Raw genomic sequence first — 17,339 nt, 5'->3', positions numbered from 1 at the left:
GCAGGCCCGGCCACCGGCCGCCTGCCCCGCCCCCTCCAGGAGAGACCCGCCCATGCACACCGCCGCGCCCGTCCGCCGCCGCCCCGGCCACCGCCACCTCCTCCGCACCGTGCTCCTGGCCCTGCTCACGGCCCTCGCGCTCACCGGCACCGTCACCGGCCCGGCCCGCGCGGCCGACGGCGACGTCACCTGGACGGTGCGCACGGCCTCCAACGGGTACGGGGACGACCGGTCCAGCTTCAGCCACCACGTCAACCCGGGCGGCACGGTCGAGGATGCCATGGTCGTCGCCAACCGGGGCAGGAGCGAGCTGACCCTCGCGGTCTACGCGGCCGACGGCTACACCACCGGCAAGGGACAGCTCGACCTGCTCACCCGGGACGAGAAGTCCACCGGCGTCGGCGCCTGGGTCCGTCCAGCGAAGAAGACCGTACGGATCGCCCCCGGCAGGACCGCCGAGATCCCCTTCACCGTCGAGGTCCCCGACGACGCCACGCCCGGCGACCACGTCGGCGGCATCCTCACCTCGCTCCGGCAGTCCGAGGACGCCGAGGGCATAGCCGTCGACCGGCGCCTCGGCATCCGCGTCAAGCTCCGCGTGAGCGGCGCCCTGAAGCCCACCCTCGCCGTCGAGGACCCGCACGTCGACTACCACGGCACGGCCGACCCCTTCGGCCAGGGCGACGCCACCGTCACCTACACCCTCCACAACACCGGCAACGCGATGCTCTCCGGGGCCCAGGACGTCACCCTCTCCGGGCCCTTCGGCGTCCTGAGCACCGACGCCGGGAAGATCCCCGCCCCGCCGGAGCTGCTTCCCGGGGAGAAGTGGGAGGTCACGGTGGAGGTGCACGGGGTCACCCCGGCGTTCCGGCTCACCGCCGAGGCGACCGTCACCCCCGCCGTCACCGACGCCGCCGGTTCCACGACCACCCTGAAGCCGGTCCACGCCACCACCGGCGGCTGGGCGGTTCCCTGGGCCCTCCTGCTGCTGGTCCTCCTCGTCCTGGCCGCCGCCGTGAGCGCGATCCTGCTGACCCGCCGCAACCGCGCCCGCCGCCGACGCCGCGAGGACGCCCGCGTGAACGAGGCGGTGGAGGCGGCCCTGCGCGACCGTGTGGGCCCGCGCGACTGACCCGGCGGCCGGGGCCCCGTACTCACCCGCCGCCGGAACCGTACCGACCTGTCCCGGGGACCGTACCGACCTGTCCCGGGACCGTACTCACCCGCCGCCGTCCGTCGCCTCCCGGTCGGCACCGCCGTCCGCGGGGCGGCTTCCCGGTTTCCGGCCCCCGCCGTTCGCCGTCAGCCAGCGGGACAGGTCCCCCACCACCGCGTCGATCTCGTCGCGCGCGTAGTGCTCGGGGTCCCACCCCGCGTACAGGGAGATGGCCAGCGGCCGGCCCAGCGAGGCCAGGGCACGGCGGGACAGCCCGAACTGCGGGTGGTCGACGACCACACACGCCCCGTGGCCCGCGGCGGCCAGCGCCTGCGCCATCGCCTCCGACTGCGGTTCGAACGCCGGCCGCAGCGGCGTGCCCTGCTCGTACAGCGCGTTGTCGAGGGTCCGGCGCACGGCGCTGGTCCGGCCGCTGACGATGACGGGGTGGTCGAGCAGGCTCGCCAGGTCCAGAGCGCCACTGCCCTCGCGGGCCAGCGGATGGTCCCCGGGAACCTGGACACTGATGTCGCGTCCGCCGAGCCGCCGGGCCGCCATACCGCCCGGCGGCGGGCTGGTGGAGATGCCGATGTCGACCTCCCCGGCGGTCAGGCGGTCGTAGACCTGACCCGGTTCGGAGCTGCGGGCGTCGGCGAAGAGCGCGCCGCGGTCGGCGACGAACGGCGCCACGAGGTGCGTGATGGTGGAGGCGGGACACGCCACGCGGAGCTGGAGCGGACCCTGTCCCGAGACGGCGTGCAGCAGTTCCGTGCCCCGGGCGGCACGCTGGGTGAGGTCCCGGGCGATGGGCACGAACCGGCGCCCGGCCGCGGTGAGCCGTACCCCGGAGCTGGTGCGCGCGAGCAGCTCCGCGCCCAGTTCGCGTTCGAGGGAGCGCAACTGCCGTGAGACGGACGGCTGCGCGACGTGGACCCGCGCGGCGGCCGCCGTCATCGAGCCGGTGTCCACCACCGCCAGGAAGTACCGCAGGACCCGCAGCTCCATCACGCCTCCGTCTTCCGGCCCACCGCCCGTGTCGTACGCCCATGCCTCGCGGGCATGACCGTGCAGCCTAGAAGGTACTGGACCGTATGACGTGTGGGCCACGACACTGAGGCACACCGGACAACACCGTTCGAACGGGCACCCGCAGCGTCGCGGCCGGCGCAGGGCCCTCCCGGCCCGCCCCGCGCCGCGCGCAGGCCGAATCCGACGGTACCGCCGCTCATCCCCGGAGTTCAGCCATGCCCCAAGCAACAGCCCCCGCAGGCAGCAACGCCAGACGCGCCACCACGGCGTCGTTCATCGGGACCGCCGTCGAGTGGTACGACTTCTACATCTACGGCACCGCCACCGCCCTGGTCTTCGGCAAGCTCTTCTTCCCCACCGCCGACAGCGCCGCCGGCACCCTCGCGGCCTTCGCCACCTTCTGGGTCGGCTTCCTCGCCCGGCCCCTCGGCGGGCTGGTCTTCGGACACATCGGCGACCGCGTGGGCCGCAAGAACGTCCTGGTCGCCACCCTCGTCCTGATGGGCACCGCCACCACCCTCATCGGCCTGCTGCCCACCTACGCCACCATCGGGGTCACCGCCCCGATCCTGCTGGTGCTGCTCCGCGCCGTCCAGGGCATCGCCGTCGGCGGCGAGTGGGGCGGCGCCGTGCTGATGGCCACCGAGAACACCGAACGCGGGCGCCGGGGCCTGGCCGGCATGTGGGTCCAGCAGGGCTCGCCCGCCGGTTCCATCCTGGCCTCCCTCGTCTTCATCGCCGTGGGACACCTGCCCGACGACGCGTTCATGTCGTGGGGCTGGCGCGTCCCCTTCCTGCTCTCCGCGCTGCTGGTGGTCATCGGCCTCGTGATCCGGCTGCGGGTCACCGAGTCCACCGAGTTCGAGAAGGCCCGGCGCCGGGAGGACACCGCCGCTCCGCGGATCCCCGTCGTGGAACTGTTCCGCACCTCCCGGGTGCTGGTCCTGCTCGGCGTGGGCGCCAGCGCCATGGGCATCTCGGCCGCCTACTTCACCAACACCTTCGTCCTGTCCTGGGCCACGACCGACCTCGGTGTGCACAGGCAGACCATGCTCGACATCCTCCTGGTCCTCGCCGTCGCGCAGTTCCTGTGGCAGCCCCTCGCGGCCCTCCTCGCCCAGCGCGTGGGCACCGTACGGCTGATGGCGGGCGCCCTCGTCGCCAACATCGCCGTCGCCGTCCCGATGTTCCTGCTCATCGCCACCCGCGACAGCACCCTCATCGGCGTGGGACTGGCCCTCGGCGTGGTCACCGGCTCCACCTACTACGCCCTTCTCGCCGGCTTCCTGGCCCAGGCGTTCCCCGTGAAGGTCCGCTACACGGGCGTCTCCCTGGCCTACCAGCTGTGCAGCACCGTCATCGGCGGCTCCACCCCCCTGGTCGCCCAGTGGCTGCTCGACCTCGGCGGCGGACACTGGCCGGTGGTCGGCTACTACGTCACGCTCCTGCTGCTCACCACGGTCTGCGTGCTGGCCCTGGCCCGGCAGCGGGCCCGCCGCGAGGAAGCGCCCGCCCCCGCCGACCGGGAGACGGACGGCCTGCCCACCGTCGCGTGACCCGCTTCCTCCCCCTAGGACACCTCATGCACCTCGACGCCCTGTTCACAGGCGGCCGCTTCACCACGCTCGACGCGGACCGCCCCACCGCCCACACCGTCGGAGTCCTCGCCGGCCGCGTCGTCGGCCTGGACGACGACGTCGCCGGCTGCACAGCCGACCGCGTCCACGACCTCGGCGGCGCCCCCGCGGTCCCCGGCTTCAACGACGCCCACCACCACCTCAGCATGCGCGGCCGCCGGCTGCTCCAGCTCGACCTGCGCGCCGAGGCCGCCCCCACCCTCGACGCGCTCTACGCCGCCGTGCGCGAACGGGCCGCCCGCCTCGGCCCCGACGAGTGGCTCTTCGGCGCGGGCTACGACCAGAACAAGATCGGCGCCCACCCGAGCGCCCAGGCCCTCGACGAGGCGGCCCAGGGACGCCCCGTCTGGCTGGAGCACGTCTCCTGCCACATGGGCGTGGCCAACACCGCGGCCTTCGCCCGCGCCGGGTACACCGGCCGCGAGGGCGTCCCCGACATCGACGGCGGACAGGTCGCCCGCGACACCGACGGCCGGGCCACCGGCCTCCTCCAGGAGACCGCCCAGCACCTGGTCACCCAGGCGTTCCGCCCCACCCCCGTGGACGCGATCGTCGCCGCCATCGCCGCGGGCAACGCCCAGGGCGTCACGGAGGGCATCACCAGCCTCACCGAACCCGGCATCGCCGCCCCCGACCACGTCGGACACGGCCCCGCCGACCTGCACGCCTTCCACCGCGCCGTGGAGGAGGACGTCCTCACCGTCCGCACCACGGTCATGCCCTACCTGACCGTCCTGCACGACGCGGGACCCGTCGGCGGCGGCGACACCTGGTTCGGACTCGACACCGGCCTGCGCAGCGGCTTCGGCGACGACCGGCTGAAGATCGGCGCCACGAAGATCGCCACGGACGGCTCGCTCATCGGCCGCTCCGCGCACATGTGCTGCGGCTACCACGACGAACCCGACAACTCCGGGTTCCTCCAGTTCGACGCGGACTGGCTGCGCCGTACGATCCTCGCCGCGCACCGCTGCGACTGGCAGATCGCCGCGCACGCCATCGGGGACGCCGCGATCGACGTCGTCCTGGACGCGTTCGAGGCCGCGCAGGCCGCGCACCCCCGCCCCGACGCCCGCCACCGCGTCGAGCACTTCGCCGTCGCCTCCGACGCACAGGTCCGCCGCCTCGCGGCCCTCGGCGTCGTCCCCGTACCGCAGGGACGCTTCGTCTCCGAGATCGGCGACGGCATGATCACCGCGCTGGGCCCCGAACGCGCCGACCGCTGCTACCGCATGCGCAGCCTCCTGGACGCGGGTGCCGTCCTCCCCGGCAGCAGCGACGCCCCGGTCGCCCACGGCAGCCCGCTGCTCGGCATCCACGACATGGTCAACCGCCGTACGGCCTCGGGCGCCCCGCTCGCTCTCCACGAAGCGGTCACCCCGTACGAGGCCCTGTACGCCTACACCGTGGGCTCCGCCCACGCCGAACACGCCGAGCACCGCAAGGGCCGGCTCACCCGCGGCATGCTGGCGGACTTCGCCGTCCTCTCGGACGACCTGCTGACCGTCGACCCGGCCAGGATCGACACCCTCTCCGTGGGCGCGACGGTCATCGGCGGCCGCGTCGTCCACGACGCCGGCGCACTGAACTGACCACCTGCCCCGGGCTCTTCGGAGCCCGGGGACCCACGCACACACTGTGGGGGAACTTGTGCATCTTTGAGGTCGGCACCATGGAAGCCGGACGAGGCCGCCCATATCCCGAACCGGCCGTCGACGACTCCGTGATAGCACGGAGAGATCGAGTCGAAAGGGCTTACGACCTCATGGGTATCTTCAGCCGTCGCACCGCCGCGACCATCGAGCAGCCGCCGACCGCCGGCTACCCCGCGCCCGCGGAGGAGGTCACCCCCGCCGGTGTCTCGCTCGACCCCACCCTCCGCGCGCTGACCGGGCAGTGGACCATCGACCGGCCGCACAGCCGCATCGGATTCTCCGTACGGCACGCGATGGTGACGACGGTGCGCGGGTCCTTCACCGACTACGAGAGCACGCTCTACTTCGACGGGAACCGGCCCGCCCGGTCCCGTGCCCATCTCGCGATCCGGGTGGGCAGCGTCGACACCGGCGTGGAACAGCGCGACGCGCACCTCGTCGGCGCCGACTTCTTCGACGCGCGCCGCTTCCCCGAGATGGTGTTCCGCAGCACCTCCACCGTCCACGAGGGCCAGGACCGCTTCCGCATGACGGGGGAGCTGACCATCCGGGACGTCACCCGCCCCGTCGACCTGCAACTCGACTACCTCGGCTCGGTCGAGGACCCCTTCGGCTTCGAACGCGCCGGCTTCGACGGCACCACCACCATCGACCGCACCGAGTGGGGCCTGGTCTACAACCAGCGCCTCGCGACGGGCGGCGCGATGGTCAGCGAGAAGGTCCGGCTGCAGTTCGACATCTCGGCGATCCGCGCCACGCCGCCCACCGCCTGACCCGGGCACCGGCGCGGGGCGGCGGGACACCCGGCCGCCCCGCACCGGCTGCGCGGTTCAGACCTCCGTCGCGCCGATGAACTCGCGTACGGCCGTACCCGGGTCCCCCGAGCGCACCAGCGCCTCGCCGACGAGCACCACGTCGGCCCCCCACGCGCGGTACTCCGCGACATCCCGCGGGCCGGCCACACCCGACTCCGCGACCTTCACGGCGCCCTGGGGGATCAGCGGAGCCAGCTCCTTGAACACGGCACGGTCCACGTCCAGCGTCGTCAGGTCCCGGGCGTTGACGCCGATCAGCTCCGCGCCCACGGCGGCGGCCCGCCGCACCTCCTCGGCGGTGTGTGCCTCGACCAGCGGCGTGAGCCCCAGCTCCCCGCACAGACCCATCAGATCGGCGAGCTGCCCGTCGTCGAGCGACACCACCATCAGGAGGGCCAGGTCCGCGCCGTGCGCGCGGGCCTCCCACAGCTGGTACGGGTCGACGATGAAGTCCTTGCGCAGGACCGGCACGTCCACCCGGGCCCGGACGGCGTCCAGGTCGGCGAGGGACCCGCCGAACCGCCGCTGCTCCGTCAGTACGCTGATCGCGGCGGCGCCACCGGTGGCGTACCGCGCCGCGAGGGACGCGGGGTCGGGAATGTCCGCCAGCGCCCCCTTGCTGGGGCTCTTGCGCTTCACCTCGGCGATGACGGAGACACCGGGCGCCCGGAAGGCGGGCAGCGGATCGAGCGCGGGCGGCATGTCCCCGGCCCGGGAGCGCAGCTCCGCCAGCGGTGTCTCGCGCCTGCGCTGATCCAGATCCTCGCGGACCCCCGCGAGGATCCCGTCGAGAACGCTCATCGTCCACTCCTCGTTCGACCGCCCGGTGCGCCGTGCGCCCCGGGCTCTACCGGCTGTCGGCGACCGGCCCCGCCGGTACGCCGCGCGACGACGGTACCGCCCCCGCCGGCCGCCCCCGCCGCCGGAGCCACCCGCACCGGTGCATACCCGCCCAGCTCCGGGAACCCGTCCCCCGTACCACTGGACCGCGAGGGAAGGAACACACCGATGGACGACCAGCGGACGGCACCGGGCCACGGGGACGAGGGACGGTGCAAGGCGTGCGGCAGCAGGCCGGCCGTCCCGGCGGCGACGGGCGGACGCATGCTCTGCGCCCACTGCGCCGCCGAACTGCCACTGCCGGACGGCGCGGGCCTGGTGGAGGACGAGGGCGCCGCGGTACGCAGGAACTTCGAGGACTGCTCGGCCCGGCCCCACGCGTAGCCGACCGTCACGCGTGGGTACGGCGCTCACCCCGCCGCCCGCGCCGGTCGGTGACCGGCCGCAGCGGCTCCAGCAGCGCGCCGGGCCGGTGCGGCGGGATGACGCACCCGCAGTCCTCGATGACGTGCCCGGTGAGGCCGTCGGCGACCGGACGCAGTTGCTGCTCGACCGCCCGGCCCACCGGACGGGCGCCGACCGCCATCGCCGGCACCGTCAGCCGCGCCACCGCGACCGCCTCCTCGATCTGCGCCGCGCTGCGCGGCAGGGCCCGGTAGAGGGAGAACGCGCAGCGCGGGGCCTGCCGCCGCTAAACGGCATCGCCTCCGGACCGGCGACGGCCGCGGCCGTCGGGTTCGTCGTCCTGCGACTCGGCGCGATCGTCGTCCACCTGACCGGGGCGGACCGCCGGATCGCGCTCGACATCGGGCTCCTCGTCGGCGCGGCGGCGGCCGTCCGGCTCTCCACCGTCCGGTGGTGACCGGCTCGGCCGGGTCGCGTATCCGTGCGCGCGGCGGTCCGGCGGGCGTTCTACGGCGGCACACCGACACGACCGCCCGCTGTGTGACGTATCCCCATATCAACTGCCGCGGCGCGCGGTTGACCGCCTCCGAGGGCAGTCCGACGATCGGGCACGGTGACCGGTCGGCATCGGCTGGAACTCTCGAAAGGGCGGAAGGCCATGGCAGGCAACAGAGCGGTCGTGTACGTCAAACCCGGCGAGGTCGAGGTCCACCGCATCGCCTATCCGAAGCTCGAACTGCGGGACGGTCCGGGCGTGCACCCGGCCAACGTCGGCCGGCGCTGCGGCCACGGTGTGATCCTGAAGGTCGTCGCGACCAACATCTGCGGCAGCGACCAGCACATGGTCCGCGGCCGCACCACCGCGCCCCAGGGGCTGGTCCTGGGCCACGAGATACTCGGCGAGGTCGTCGAGACCGGCCCGGACGTCGAGTTCATCGGCGTCGGCGACCTCTGCTCCGTGCCCTTCAACATCGCCTGCGGGCGCTGCCGCAACTGCAAGGAGGGCAGGACCGGCATCTGCCTGCACGTCAACCCGGACCGGCCCGGCTCCGCGTACGGCTACGTGGACATGGGCGGCTGGGTCGGCGGCCAGGCCGAGTACGTCATGGTGCCGTACGCCGACTTCAACCTCCTGCGGTTCCCCGACCGCGCACAGGCCATGGAGAAGATCCGCGACCTGGCGATGCTGTCGGACATCTTCCCGACCGGCTTCCACGGCGCGGTGAGCGCCGGCGTCCGGCCGGGCTCGACCGTGTACGTCGCGGGCGCCGGCCCGGTCGGGCTCGCCGCCGCGGCCGGCGCCCACCTGCTCGGCGCCGCCGTGGTGATCGTCGGCGACCTCAACGCCGGGCGTCTCGAACAGGCACGCCGCTTCGGCTGCGAGACGGTCGACGTGACGAAGGGCGAGCCGAAGGAGCAGATCGAGCAGATCCTCGGCGTCCCCGAGGTCGACGCCGGGATCGACGCGGTCGGTTTCGAGGCGCGCGGCCACGGCTCCGGCGCCGGCACCGAGGCACCGGCCACCGTCCTCAACTCGCTGATGGAGATCACGGCGGCCGGCGGCGCCCTCGGCATCCCCGGGCTGTACGTGACGGGCGACCCGGGCGGCGTCGACGAGGCCGCCAAGATCGGCGCGCTCTCCCTCAGCCTCGGCACGGGCTGGGCGAAGTCGCTGTCCTTCACCACAGGACAGTGTCCGGTGATGAAGTACAACCACGGACTGATGAAGGCGATCCTGCACGACCGGGTGCACATCGCCGACGCCGTCGGCGCGACGGTCATCGGCCTCGACGAAGCCCCGGACGGCTACCGGGAGTTCGACGGCGGCGCGGCCCGGAAGTACGTCATCGACCCGCACGGCCTGCTGCACTGACCCGTACGCCGGCGGGCCCGTGCCTCAGGCGGGTTCGACGGGCAGCCACAACTCGGTGGTCGCCGTGCTGAAGTCGGCGGCGCGTTCCAGCACGGCGACGACCGAGGGCCCCGGACGCAGCCGCCACGGATTGGAGGGGAACCACTCGGTCGCGGTCGCCGCCCACGTCGTCTGCAGGGCCGCCGGGTACGGCCCGGAGCTGCGGAACACCGCCCACCTGCCCGCCGGTACCCCGACGGCGTCCAGGTCGTCGGGGGCGGGGGTGTCCGGGCCGACGGCGACCCCGTGCAGATAGGTGAGTTCGCTGCCCTCCACGGCGTCGGGGGCAAGGTCGTCGCACACCTGCAGCAGCCCGCCCGGCTCGGTGTCGCCGAGGGCCTTCAGCCGGGCGTGCTCCTCCTGCGGCAGCGCGGCGATGTGCCGCTGGATGTGCGGATTGACGCCCTGGTGGATGAGCGGCACCCGCGCCGCGTGCCCGATGAGCCGGAACGCGGGGCGGTCGACGAGGCGGATGTCCATGGGGATGTTCCCTTCTACGGTGAGGCGGAAGCTGAGCCGGGGCTGGGTACGCAGGGGCCCTCCGTCGCGGCGCACGTCCCGAGGTACGGCGCCGTGCACCGCCCGGAAGGCACGGCCGAACGCCTCCGTGGAGCCGTACCCGTACCGGACGGCGATGGAGAGCAGGTCGTCCTCGCCCCGGACGACGTCCGCCGCGGCGACGGTCATCCGGCGCCGCCGCACGTACTCCGACAACGGCATGCCGGCCAGCGACGAGAACATCCGGCGCAGGTGGTACTCGGTGGTGCCGGCCCCGTCGGCCAGGCCCCGTACGTCGAGCTCCTCGGAGAGGTGCCGCTCGACGTGATCGACAAGCTGGTTGAGTGCCGGGATCACACGGCCTCCTTTCACCGCCAACCCTGGCAGAGGGGCACGGGCGGGCGCCCGACCGCAGGGAACCGATGCGGTCGGACGGGCGCGCCCCTCCATGACATGGCCGCGACGGTCGCGGGCACCCGGAGCCCTGACGTCCACGGCGGGAGGCGGCATGTTCGAGGGGTTCGAGTCGGCGTGGTGCGAGGGGGAGGGGGCGCGGCTGCGCGTGCGCCACGGCGGCACCGGCCCGGCCGTCCTCCTGCTGCACGGCCATCCCCGTACCCACGCGACATGGCACCGCGTCGCCCCGCTGCTGACGGCGGCCGGCCGCACGGTCGTCTGCCCCGACCTGCGCGGCTACGGCGCGTCCGACAAACCCCCGACCGACGCGGAGCACCGCCCGTACTCCAAGCGCGCCATGGCCGCCGACTGTCTGGCGGTCATGCGCGGCCTCGGCCACGAACGGTTCGCCGTGGTCGGCCACGACCGCGGCGCGTACGTGGCCGCACGGCTCGCCCTCGACCACCCCGACGCGGTGTCCGCCCTGAGCATCCTGGACGCCGTGCCCATCGGGGAGGCACTGCGGCGCTGCGACGCGGGGTTCGCCGCGAACTGGTGGCACTGGTTCTTCCTGGGCCAGACCGACAAGCCCGCCGAACGCGTCATCAACGCCGACCCCGACGCCTGGTACGGGGCCACCGACGAACACATGGGCGCCGAGGCGTACGAGGACTACCGGCGCGCGATCCACGACCCGGCCACCGTGCACGCCATGTGCGAGGACTACCGCGCGGGCCTCGGCGTCGACCGGGCCCACGACGACGCGGACCACCGGGCCGGCCGGCGCGTCGCGTGCCCGCTCCAGGTGCTGTGGGCCGTCCACGACGACATGGAGGACCTCTACGGCGACGTCCTGGCCGTCTGGCGCGACTGGGCGGGCGACCGGCTGACCGGCGCCCGCATCGACTCGGGCCACCACATGGCGGAGGAGGCCCCCGGCGAACTCGCCGCGGCACTGACCGGGTTCTGGTCCCGGTGAGCCGTCGGCGGGCTCTCAGAGCCGGAAGGCGGTGGTGACCTGTTCGGCCAGGTCGTCCTCGCTCATGCCGGTCTCCACCTCGATCGCCCGCAGGCCGAGCTGTCCGGTCTCCTCCCGGAGCCGGTCGGTGAACATGCCGTCGCGTTCGGCGAGGTTGCGGCCGGCGCGGGCGGGGTCGCTGGTCCTCCCCACGAAGCCACCGCCGGGTCCGGACCGGCTGTGGAAGGCGGCCTGCCGGAAGCCCGGGGTGGGAAGGAGCCAGACGGCCCGCTCCGGGTCGGCCAGGAGGGGCCGCACCAGACGGGGCAGCAGGCGGAAGCCCTCCACGACGACGCACCGGTCGGGTGGCAGCCGCAGAAGGTCCTCGACGATCAGGTGGAAGCCCTCGCCACGGAACCAGTGGAACGTCTCCAGCATGACGCGCGGCGGCCGGTCCACCCAGCGCTCGTCCATGTCCATGGCCAGGAACCGGTGCAGGTGAGGAGCGTCCTCGGGGGTGGTCCGCGCGGCGTGGTCGTGCATCACGTCGTCGGTGGCGTACAGGTGCCAGCCATTGCGGTCGGCGAGCCGGCGGGAGACCGTCGACTTGCCCGCGCCGCTTCCGCCCCCGATCCAGTAGACGTGGCGCAGCCGGGCCGCCGGACTCCGCCGGGGGCCCGCCACCGCCTCACCGCCGGGCATCACGCACCACGTCGCGTCCGCGGTGCGGATGGGCCGGGTACACGCCGAGGACCCGGACCTCGCTGGAGAAGAACCGCAGTTCCTGGAGCGCGAGCGCCACGCGTGGCTCGTCCACATGGCCCTCGACCTCGACGTAGAAGCAGCTCGGGTTGAGGCCCGCCCCCATCTGGTAGCTCTCGATCTTCGTGAGGTTCACCGCGTTGCTGGCGAAGCCGCCGAGCGCCTTGTAGAGGGCGCTGGGGATGTTCCGCACGACGAAGAAGAGGCTCGTCATCGTGGGTTCGTCCGACAGGGCGGGGAAGTCGGCGCGGCGGGAGAGGACGACGAACCGGGTGGTGTTGTCCGGGTCGTCCTCGACACCCGCCCGCAGCACCTCCAGTCCGTAGTGCCGGGCGGCGGCGGGCGGGGCGAGCGCCGCGTGCCGTACGTCGCCCAACTCGGCCACCTCGCGCGCCGAACCGGCCGTGTCGTCGCTGACGAGCGTGCGCCAGCCGCCCTCCCGCAGGATCTTGCGGCACTGCCCGAAGGCGTGCACGTGGCTGCGTACGCACTCGATGTCGTCGAGGGTCGCGCCGGGCACACCCATGAGGTCGAAGTGGATGGCGAGGAAGTACTCGCCCGTCACGTACAGGCCCGCCTCCGGCAGCAGGTGGTGAACGTCGGCGACCCGTCCGGCGGCCGAGTTGTCCACCGGGATGACCGCGAGGTCGGCGGTGCCGAGCGTCACGGCGTCCAGGGCCTGCTCGAAACCCGTGCAGGGCAGCTCGGCGCTGCCGGGGAACAGATGCTGCGTGGCTGCCGCCGAATTGGAGCCGGGTTCGCCCTGGTATGCGACGGTGGTCACCGGGTCACCTTCCACTGGGACGGCCGTCGTGTCGTCGGACGGCCGGTGATCGATGGTAGCTCCCGGGGGCCGGGGGACCGCGGGGCTGTCCACAACGAGAGACCGGCGCGGACCCGGTGCGGTCCGCGCGGCCGTCCCGCGGCGCCGCCTCGCCGGGCCCCCGGCGTCACCGGAGCCCAGGACTCCACAAGCGCGCTCTCCGGCAGGGTCCGGACCCCGAGGAGTGGGACGTCACGGTCTTCGACGACGCCGACGCGCTCACCGCGGCGGTGCGGCACCGGGACGTCGTCTGCGGCCTCGCCGGCACGGCTGACGGCATCGACGTCCACACCGCCACCGCCGCCTCCCCTGGGCGGCAGCGCGCTGACCGCGCTGGGCAACACCCTCGCCGCGAAGCAGCAGGTCGAGGCGGTGGCCCACGACCTGGCGCCCTACCCCGACGACGACCCGCGCGGCGCCGGACTCGGAGCCGCCGCACTCCCGCACGACGAGCGGACCCACCGCCTCCGCTGGCGAGAAACCGCCGGGCGACCCCGTCGCCCGGGGCACCATGCGGCATGCACTCGGACGACTGGTACCTCACCGAAGACGTCGACGACTTCCTCGCCCGGTCCGGCGACTTCCTGCGCTCACGGCCCGGAGCCCACGTCATGCAGTCGACCTGGGCCGAAAGGGTACGGACGCGCGGGACGGGCTCGTTCGGCCCGCACGCCCCCGTGTTCGGCGTACTGGAACAGGAGGGCGAGGCGCGCGCCACGTTCTACTGTCTCCCGCCGCGCGCCCTGGGCCTGTCCCCGCTCACCGCCGAGCAGGCCGACTCCCTCGCCGCCCGCCTGGCCGCGGCCGGATACGCCCTGTCCCGGGTCGGCGCCGACCACGACACCGCCACCGTGTTCGCCGAGGCGTGGCAGCGGCACACCGGCGCCGCGCCGACACCCCGCGACACCCGGCTCCGGCTGTACCGCCTCGGCACACTCACCCCACCGGACCCCCTGCCGGCCGGCCACGGCCGCCTCCTGGGGGAACAGGACCTCGAACAGGCCATGCACTGGTGCGGCGCGTTCGCCGAGGCCGTCGGGGAGGACGTGACCATCGACGCCGACACCTGGGCGAGCACGCGCTACGCCGACAAGCGCTACCTCCTGTGGGAGACCCCCGACGGCACCGCTGTCTCCGTCGCGGGCATGAATCCGCTGATCGGCGGCCAGATCCAGGTGGACGTCGTCTACACACCGGCCGGCCTGCGAGGGCGCGGCTACGCGGCCGCCGCGGTGACCGAGGTGAGCCGCGCCGCGCTGGCCGCCGGCGCGCGCGACGTCGTGCTGTTCGCGGACCGCTCCAACCCCACGAGCAACGCCCTCTACCGACGCCTCGGCTACCGGAGACTCGCCGACTGGGCGGGGTACGACTTCTCGCGACCCTGAGTTCAGGACGACGGGTGAAGCGCGGCGGACCGGCCCCGCACCAGTGGGTGTCGGCGGGCCGGCCGCCTGCGGCGTCGCGCCTTCAGGCGGGCAGCCCCGCGCTGGTCAGCCAGATGTGCGCGCACGTCGCCGAGGCGTTCCGCAGCGCCTCGTCGGACTCCTGCGACGCGTGGTAGAAGGTCCGCTCGATCATCCAGCACAGGGCGCGTGCCATCGCCGACGCTTCCGCCGGGGCGGTGCCGGCCGGGACACCGGCCCGCTCCAGCACGGCGGTGATGGCCGCGATGAACAGGTCCGCCGTGCGGTCCCACAGCGCGCCGATCTCCGGCACGGTCAGCGACAGGTCGATCGCCGTGCGCATGACCAGGCCGTGCTCGTTCCACAGCTCGACCGTGCGACGCATGGCCGCCGCCACGGCCTCACGCGGGTCCTCCGTCCGCGCGGTCACCCGGGACCGCTCCCACAGGTGCTCGACGGTACGGGCCACCAGCGCCGTGACCACCTCCTGCTTGGAGCCGAAGTAGAAGTACAGGGCACCGCGGGTGATGCCCGCGCCCCGGGCGATGTCGCCTACGGTCATGGCGTCGTAGCCCTTGCCGGCCAGCAGTTCCTCGCAGGTGTCGAGGATGGCCCGCTCCCGCATGTCGCCCTTGCGCTCGGCGGTGCGGCGGCTCCGCGCCGGAGGGGGACCGGCCGTCACAGCTGAGCACCCTCGGCGAAGTCGGTCGTACGGGAGAGTGCCTCCCAGTCGCGGATCTCCGCGTCCACGGCCGTGCGCGCGGCGGTGACCAGGCGCAGCGCGTCCGACCCGAGGACGAGATGGGCCGGCGGCCGCTCGGCCGAGGTGATGTGCACGACGGCCTCCCCGGCCTTGGCCGGGTTGCCGAGCTGGTTCCCGCTGGCCTTCTGCCGGGCCTCGCGGATCGGGGCGAACAGCTCGTCGTAGTCGTCGACGGTCCGCTCGGCACGGGTCATGGACCGCCCGGCCCAGTCGGTGCGGAAGGAACCGGGTTCGATCGCCGTCACATGGATGCCGAACTGCGCGACCTCCTTGCCCAGCGCTTCCAGGATGCCTTCCAGGGCGAACTTGCTGCCGCAGTAGGCGGACATGCCGGGCACGGCCATGAGTCCGCCCATCGATGTCACGGCCATCAGGTGACCGCGGCGCCTGCGCCGCAGGTGGGGGAGGGCCGCCCGCAGCGTGGCCACCGCGCCGAACACGTTCACCTCGAACTGCCGCCGCACCTCGGCGAGCGGGGTCTCCTCGAAGGTGCCCTCCAGTCCGTAGCCGGCGTTGGCGATGACGACGTCCAGGGGGCCGACGTTCTGCTCGACCTCCGCGACCACCGCCTGAACGGCGTCGTCGTCGGTCACGTCCAGCAGCCGGCCGTACGCCCGCCCGGGTCCGAGCCCCTCGAAGGCCCGCGCGTCCTCCTCCGTGCGCACGGTGCCGACGACGGTGTGTCCGGCGGCCAGCGCGGCCACGGCGAAGGCCCGTCCGAGCCCGCTGCTGACACCGGTGATGAGCCAGTTCCGCTTCTCCATCGCTTCTCCGATCCGAGATTCCGCACGAGGGGCCGAGCAGCCTCTTCACCGGAAAGTCTACACGGTGTCGATTTTTATCGTCGTAGCGTTGATTCTGTGCATGTTGCCGTGCGGCCGGGGGCAACGGTCGGGCCGGTTCGTGAGTCGTAGAGGGCAACACACGTCGGTCTCCTGTGCTCGCCACCGACTGCCGCGCGGTCGCCCGCGCTCACCGCGTGGCCGGCTATGAGACCCGTCATCCCTGGGAGAATCCATGAGCCGTGTCGCCGTACCACCCGGTGGCAGACGGAGCGGCGGGGGAGCCGTCGCCCCGTCCGTCGCCGCTGCGCCCGTCGCGCACAGCGAACCCGCACGTCGCGTCGCGAGTCGCGGCGCCGTCGTCGGGACCGTCGCCGTCCTGCTGGCGGGAGCCGGGGCCTCGGCCGGCGTCGCGGCCGGTGATCCGGCGGTCGGCGGTGTCACCGTCAACGGCGGACGTGACGTCGTCGTGGGGACCACGCACGACGTGCGCTTCCCGGTCACGGTCACCGGCGCGGACGGCTCCGGCCTGTCCTTCGCCGACGTCGACCTGAAGGGGCCGCACGGCGGCTTCTACACCACCGACACGTTCTGCGAGACGGCGACGGCGTGCACGACGATGTTCACCGTCAACGCCCACCCGGCCCCGGGCGGCGACGACCCCGTGGACCTGTCCAACGCGCAGGCGGGAACGTGGTCGGTCGACGCCCTGGTCTCCACCGGCGACGGCGACAGCCACTTCGCCCCCGGCGCGGGGACGTTCGCGCTGAAGCGGGCCGCCCGGCTCACGGTCAACGCCTCACCGGAACCGGTGGCCAAGGGCGCCCGGATCACCGTCACCGGAAAGCTCTCCCGCGCCAACTGGGACACCTACCGGTACGCGGGCTACACGGGCCGCTCCGTGCGGCTCCAGTTCCGTCCGAAGAACAGCGGCACCTACACCACGGTGGCCACGGCGAAGACCGACGGCACCGGGTCCCTGCGCGCCACGGCCAAGGCGGTCAAGGACGGCTACTGGCGGTGGAACTTCGTGGGCACCGGCACCACCGGCCCCGCCAAGGCCGCCGGCGACTACGTCGACGTACGCCCCTGACCGGCCTCCGCGCCGCACGGACCGGCCGGTTCACTTCCTGCGCCGCCGCCGCGCCGCCACCGCCTCGGGGTCGATGTCCGCCCTCGTCCACTCCGCGGCCAGGGCGATGCTCACCTCCCGGCCCGCGCTGACGTGGTCGTGGGCGAGGGCGGCGGCGCGGTCGGTGTCACCGGCCGCGATCGCCTCGTACAACTGCTCGTGCTCGGTGCACTGCCGTGCCGGATCGCGCTGCGCGGTGAGCCGGAACAGCCAGTGCGTGCGGGCCTCCAGCGGCCGCAACATGCTGGTCAGCAGCGGGTTCTCGGCGAGTTCCACGATGTCGGTGTGGAAGCCGGCGTTCGCGGCGGCGATGGCGTCGCGGTCGCCGGCCCGGGTCGCGGCCCGCGCGCCCTCCAGCCGCGCGGCGAGC

At 73.7% G+C, this 17,339-nt stretch carries 17 protein-coding genes and 1 pseudogene; 9 read left to right on the top strand and 9 right to left on the bottom strand.

The window, feature by feature from the left end:
- Positions 1 to 52 precede the first annotated feature (52 nt).
- Positions 53 to 1,135: a WxL protein peptidoglycan domain-containing protein gene (locus UW392_RS25290; protein ID WP_320777418.1), complete on the top strand. Its 1,083-nt coding sequence runs from the start codon at positions 53 to 55 to the stop codon at positions 1,133 to 1,135.
- Between the two features lie 87 nt (positions 1,136 to 1,222).
- Here UW392_RS25290 and UW392_RS25285 read toward each other — a convergent pair whose 3' ends face one another.
- Positions 1,223 to 2,164 carry a LysR family transcriptional regulator gene (locus UW392_RS25285; RefSeq protein WP_320777417.1) on the bottom strand — a complete coding sequence of 314 codons (942 nt, stop codon included), beginning with the start codon at positions 2,162 to 2,164 and terminating at the stop codon, positions 1,223 to 1,225.
- A 239-nt stretch (positions 2,165 to 2,403) separates the two neighbouring features.
- Between UW392_RS25285 and UW392_RS25280 the strand changes: the two genes are divergently transcribed.
- From UW392_RS25280 to UW392_RS25270, 3 genes are all read left to right on the top strand, one after another.
- Entirely contained in the window at positions 2,404 to 3,744 is a 1,341-nt protein-coding gene (locus UW392_RS25280; protein ID WP_320777416.1) for an MFS transporter, read from the top strand.
- Positions 3,745 to 3,770: 26 nt separating this feature from the next.
- Positions 3,771 to 5,417 (top strand): amidohydrolase, encoded by a 1,647-nt coding sequence (locus UW392_RS25275; protein ID WP_320777415.1) that lies wholly within the window; start codon positions 3,771 to 3,773, stop codon positions 5,415 to 5,417.
- A gap of 173 nt (positions 5,418 to 5,590) precedes the next feature.
- A complete protein-coding gene (locus tag UW392_RS25270) occupies positions 5,591 to 6,253 on the top strand; it encodes a YceI family protein (RefSeq protein WP_320777414.1) in 663 nt (220 codons plus the stop codon).
- Positions 6,254 to 6,310: 57 nt separating this feature from the next.
- Here the strand turns inward: UW392_RS25270 and trpC are convergent, their stop codons facing one another.
- On the bottom strand, positions 6,311 to 7,096 hold the full coding sequence (gene trpC, locus UW392_RS25265; RefSeq protein ID WP_320777413.1) for an indole-3-glycerol phosphate synthase TrpC: 786 nt from the start codon (positions 7,094 to 7,096) through the stop codon (positions 6,311 to 6,313).
- A 207-nt stretch (positions 7,097 to 7,303) separates the two neighbouring features.
- Here trpC and UW392_RS25260 point away from each other — a divergent pair, with 207 nt between their 5' ends.
- Positions 7,304 to 7,519, top strand: a complete 216-nt coding sequence (locus UW392_RS25260; protein WP_320777412.1) for a hypothetical protein — start codon at positions 7,304 to 7,306, stop codon at positions 7,517 to 7,519.
- Between the two features lie 7 nt (positions 7,520 to 7,526).
- On the opposite strand, the pseudogene UW392_RS67055 reads toward UW392_RS25260, so the two are convergent.
- A pseudogene (locus UW392_RS67055) lies at positions 7,527 to 7,820 on the bottom strand (hypothetical protein); the annotation flags it as partial.
- 378 nt (positions 7,821 to 8,198) lie between these two features.
- Here UW392_RS67055 and fdhA point away from each other — a divergent pair.
- Complete coding sequence (gene fdhA, locus UW392_RS25250; RefSeq protein ID WP_320777410.1) at positions 8,199 to 9,413, top strand: formaldehyde dehydrogenase, glutathione-independent; 1,215 nt, start codon at positions 8,199 to 8,201, stop codon at positions 9,411 to 9,413.
- A 24-nt stretch (positions 9,414 to 9,437) separates the two neighbouring features.
- Here the strand turns inward: fdhA and UW392_RS25245 are convergent, their stop codons facing one another.
- Complete coding sequence (locus tag UW392_RS25245) at positions 9,438 to 10,307, bottom strand: AraC family transcriptional regulator (protein WP_320777409.1); 870 nt, start codon at positions 10,305 to 10,307, stop codon at positions 9,438 to 9,440.
- Positions 10,308 to 10,458: 151 nt separating this feature from the next.
- Between UW392_RS25245 and UW392_RS25240 the strand changes: the two genes are divergently transcribed.
- The gene (locus UW392_RS25240) at positions 10,459 to 11,325 is read left to right on the top strand and encodes an alpha/beta hydrolase (RefSeq protein WP_320777408.1); all 867 of its coding nucleotides are present in this window, start codon (positions 10,459 to 10,461) and stop codon (positions 11,323 to 11,325) included.
- Between the two features lie 15 nt (positions 11,326 to 11,340).
- On the opposite strand, the gene UW392_RS25235 is transcribed toward UW392_RS25240, so the two are convergent.
- Together UW392_RS25235 and UW392_RS25230 are read right to left on the bottom strand one after the other, a co-directional pair.
- Positions 11,341 to 12,006 (bottom strand): hypothetical protein, encoded by a 666-nt coding sequence (locus UW392_RS25235; protein WP_320777407.1) that lies wholly within the window; start codon positions 12,004 to 12,006, stop codon positions 11,341 to 11,343.
- Complete coding sequence (locus UW392_RS25230) at positions 11,993 to 12,850, bottom strand: prephenate dehydratase (RefSeq protein WP_320777406.1); 858 nt, start codon at positions 12,848 to 12,850, stop codon at positions 11,993 to 11,995. Before UW392_RS25230 ends, UW392_RS25235 begins: the two co-directional genes overlap by 14 nt.
- Positions 12,851 to 13,407: 557 nt before the next feature.
- On the opposite strand from UW392_RS25230, the gene UW392_RS25225 reads away from it, so the two are divergent.
- The gene (locus UW392_RS25225) at positions 13,408 to 14,274 is read left to right on the top strand and encodes a GNAT family N-acetyltransferase (protein WP_320777405.1); all 867 of its coding nucleotides are present in this window, start codon (positions 13,408 to 13,410) and stop codon (positions 14,272 to 14,274) included.
- Between the two features lie 82 nt (positions 14,275 to 14,356).
- Here the strand turns inward: UW392_RS25225 and UW392_RS25220 are convergent, their stop codons facing one another.
- Together UW392_RS25220 and UW392_RS25215 are read right to left on the bottom strand one after the other, a co-directional pair.
- Complete coding sequence (locus tag UW392_RS25220; RefSeq protein ID WP_320777426.1) at positions 14,357 to 14,917, bottom strand: TetR/AcrR family transcriptional regulator; 561 nt, start codon at positions 14,915 to 14,917, stop codon at positions 14,357 to 14,359.
- Positions 14,918 to 14,970: 53 nt separating this feature from the next.
- Positions 14,971 to 15,819 carry an oxidoreductase gene (locus UW392_RS25215; RefSeq protein ID WP_320777404.1) on the bottom strand — a complete coding sequence of 283 codons (849 nt, stop codon included), beginning with the start codon at positions 15,817 to 15,819 and terminating at the stop codon, positions 14,971 to 14,973.
- Positions 15,820 to 16,072: 253 nt separating this feature from the next.
- Between UW392_RS25215 and UW392_RS25210 the strand changes: the two genes are divergently transcribed.
- Positions 16,073 to 16,930, top strand: a complete 858-nt coding sequence (locus UW392_RS25210; RefSeq protein WP_320777403.1) for a calcium-binding protein — start codon at positions 16,073 to 16,075, stop codon at positions 16,928 to 16,930.
- Positions 16,931 to 16,960: 30 nt separating this feature from the next.
- On the opposite strand, the gene UW392_RS25205 is transcribed toward UW392_RS25210, so the two are convergent.
- On the bottom strand, positions 16,961 to 17,339 hold a 379-nt coding region (locus UW392_RS25205; RefSeq protein WP_320777402.1), incomplete at its 5' end, for an FCD domain-containing protein.

The organism is Streptomyces sp. CRN 30, assembly GCF_034105845.1.
This window is presented reverse-complemented; position numbering and strand designations above follow the sequence as displayed.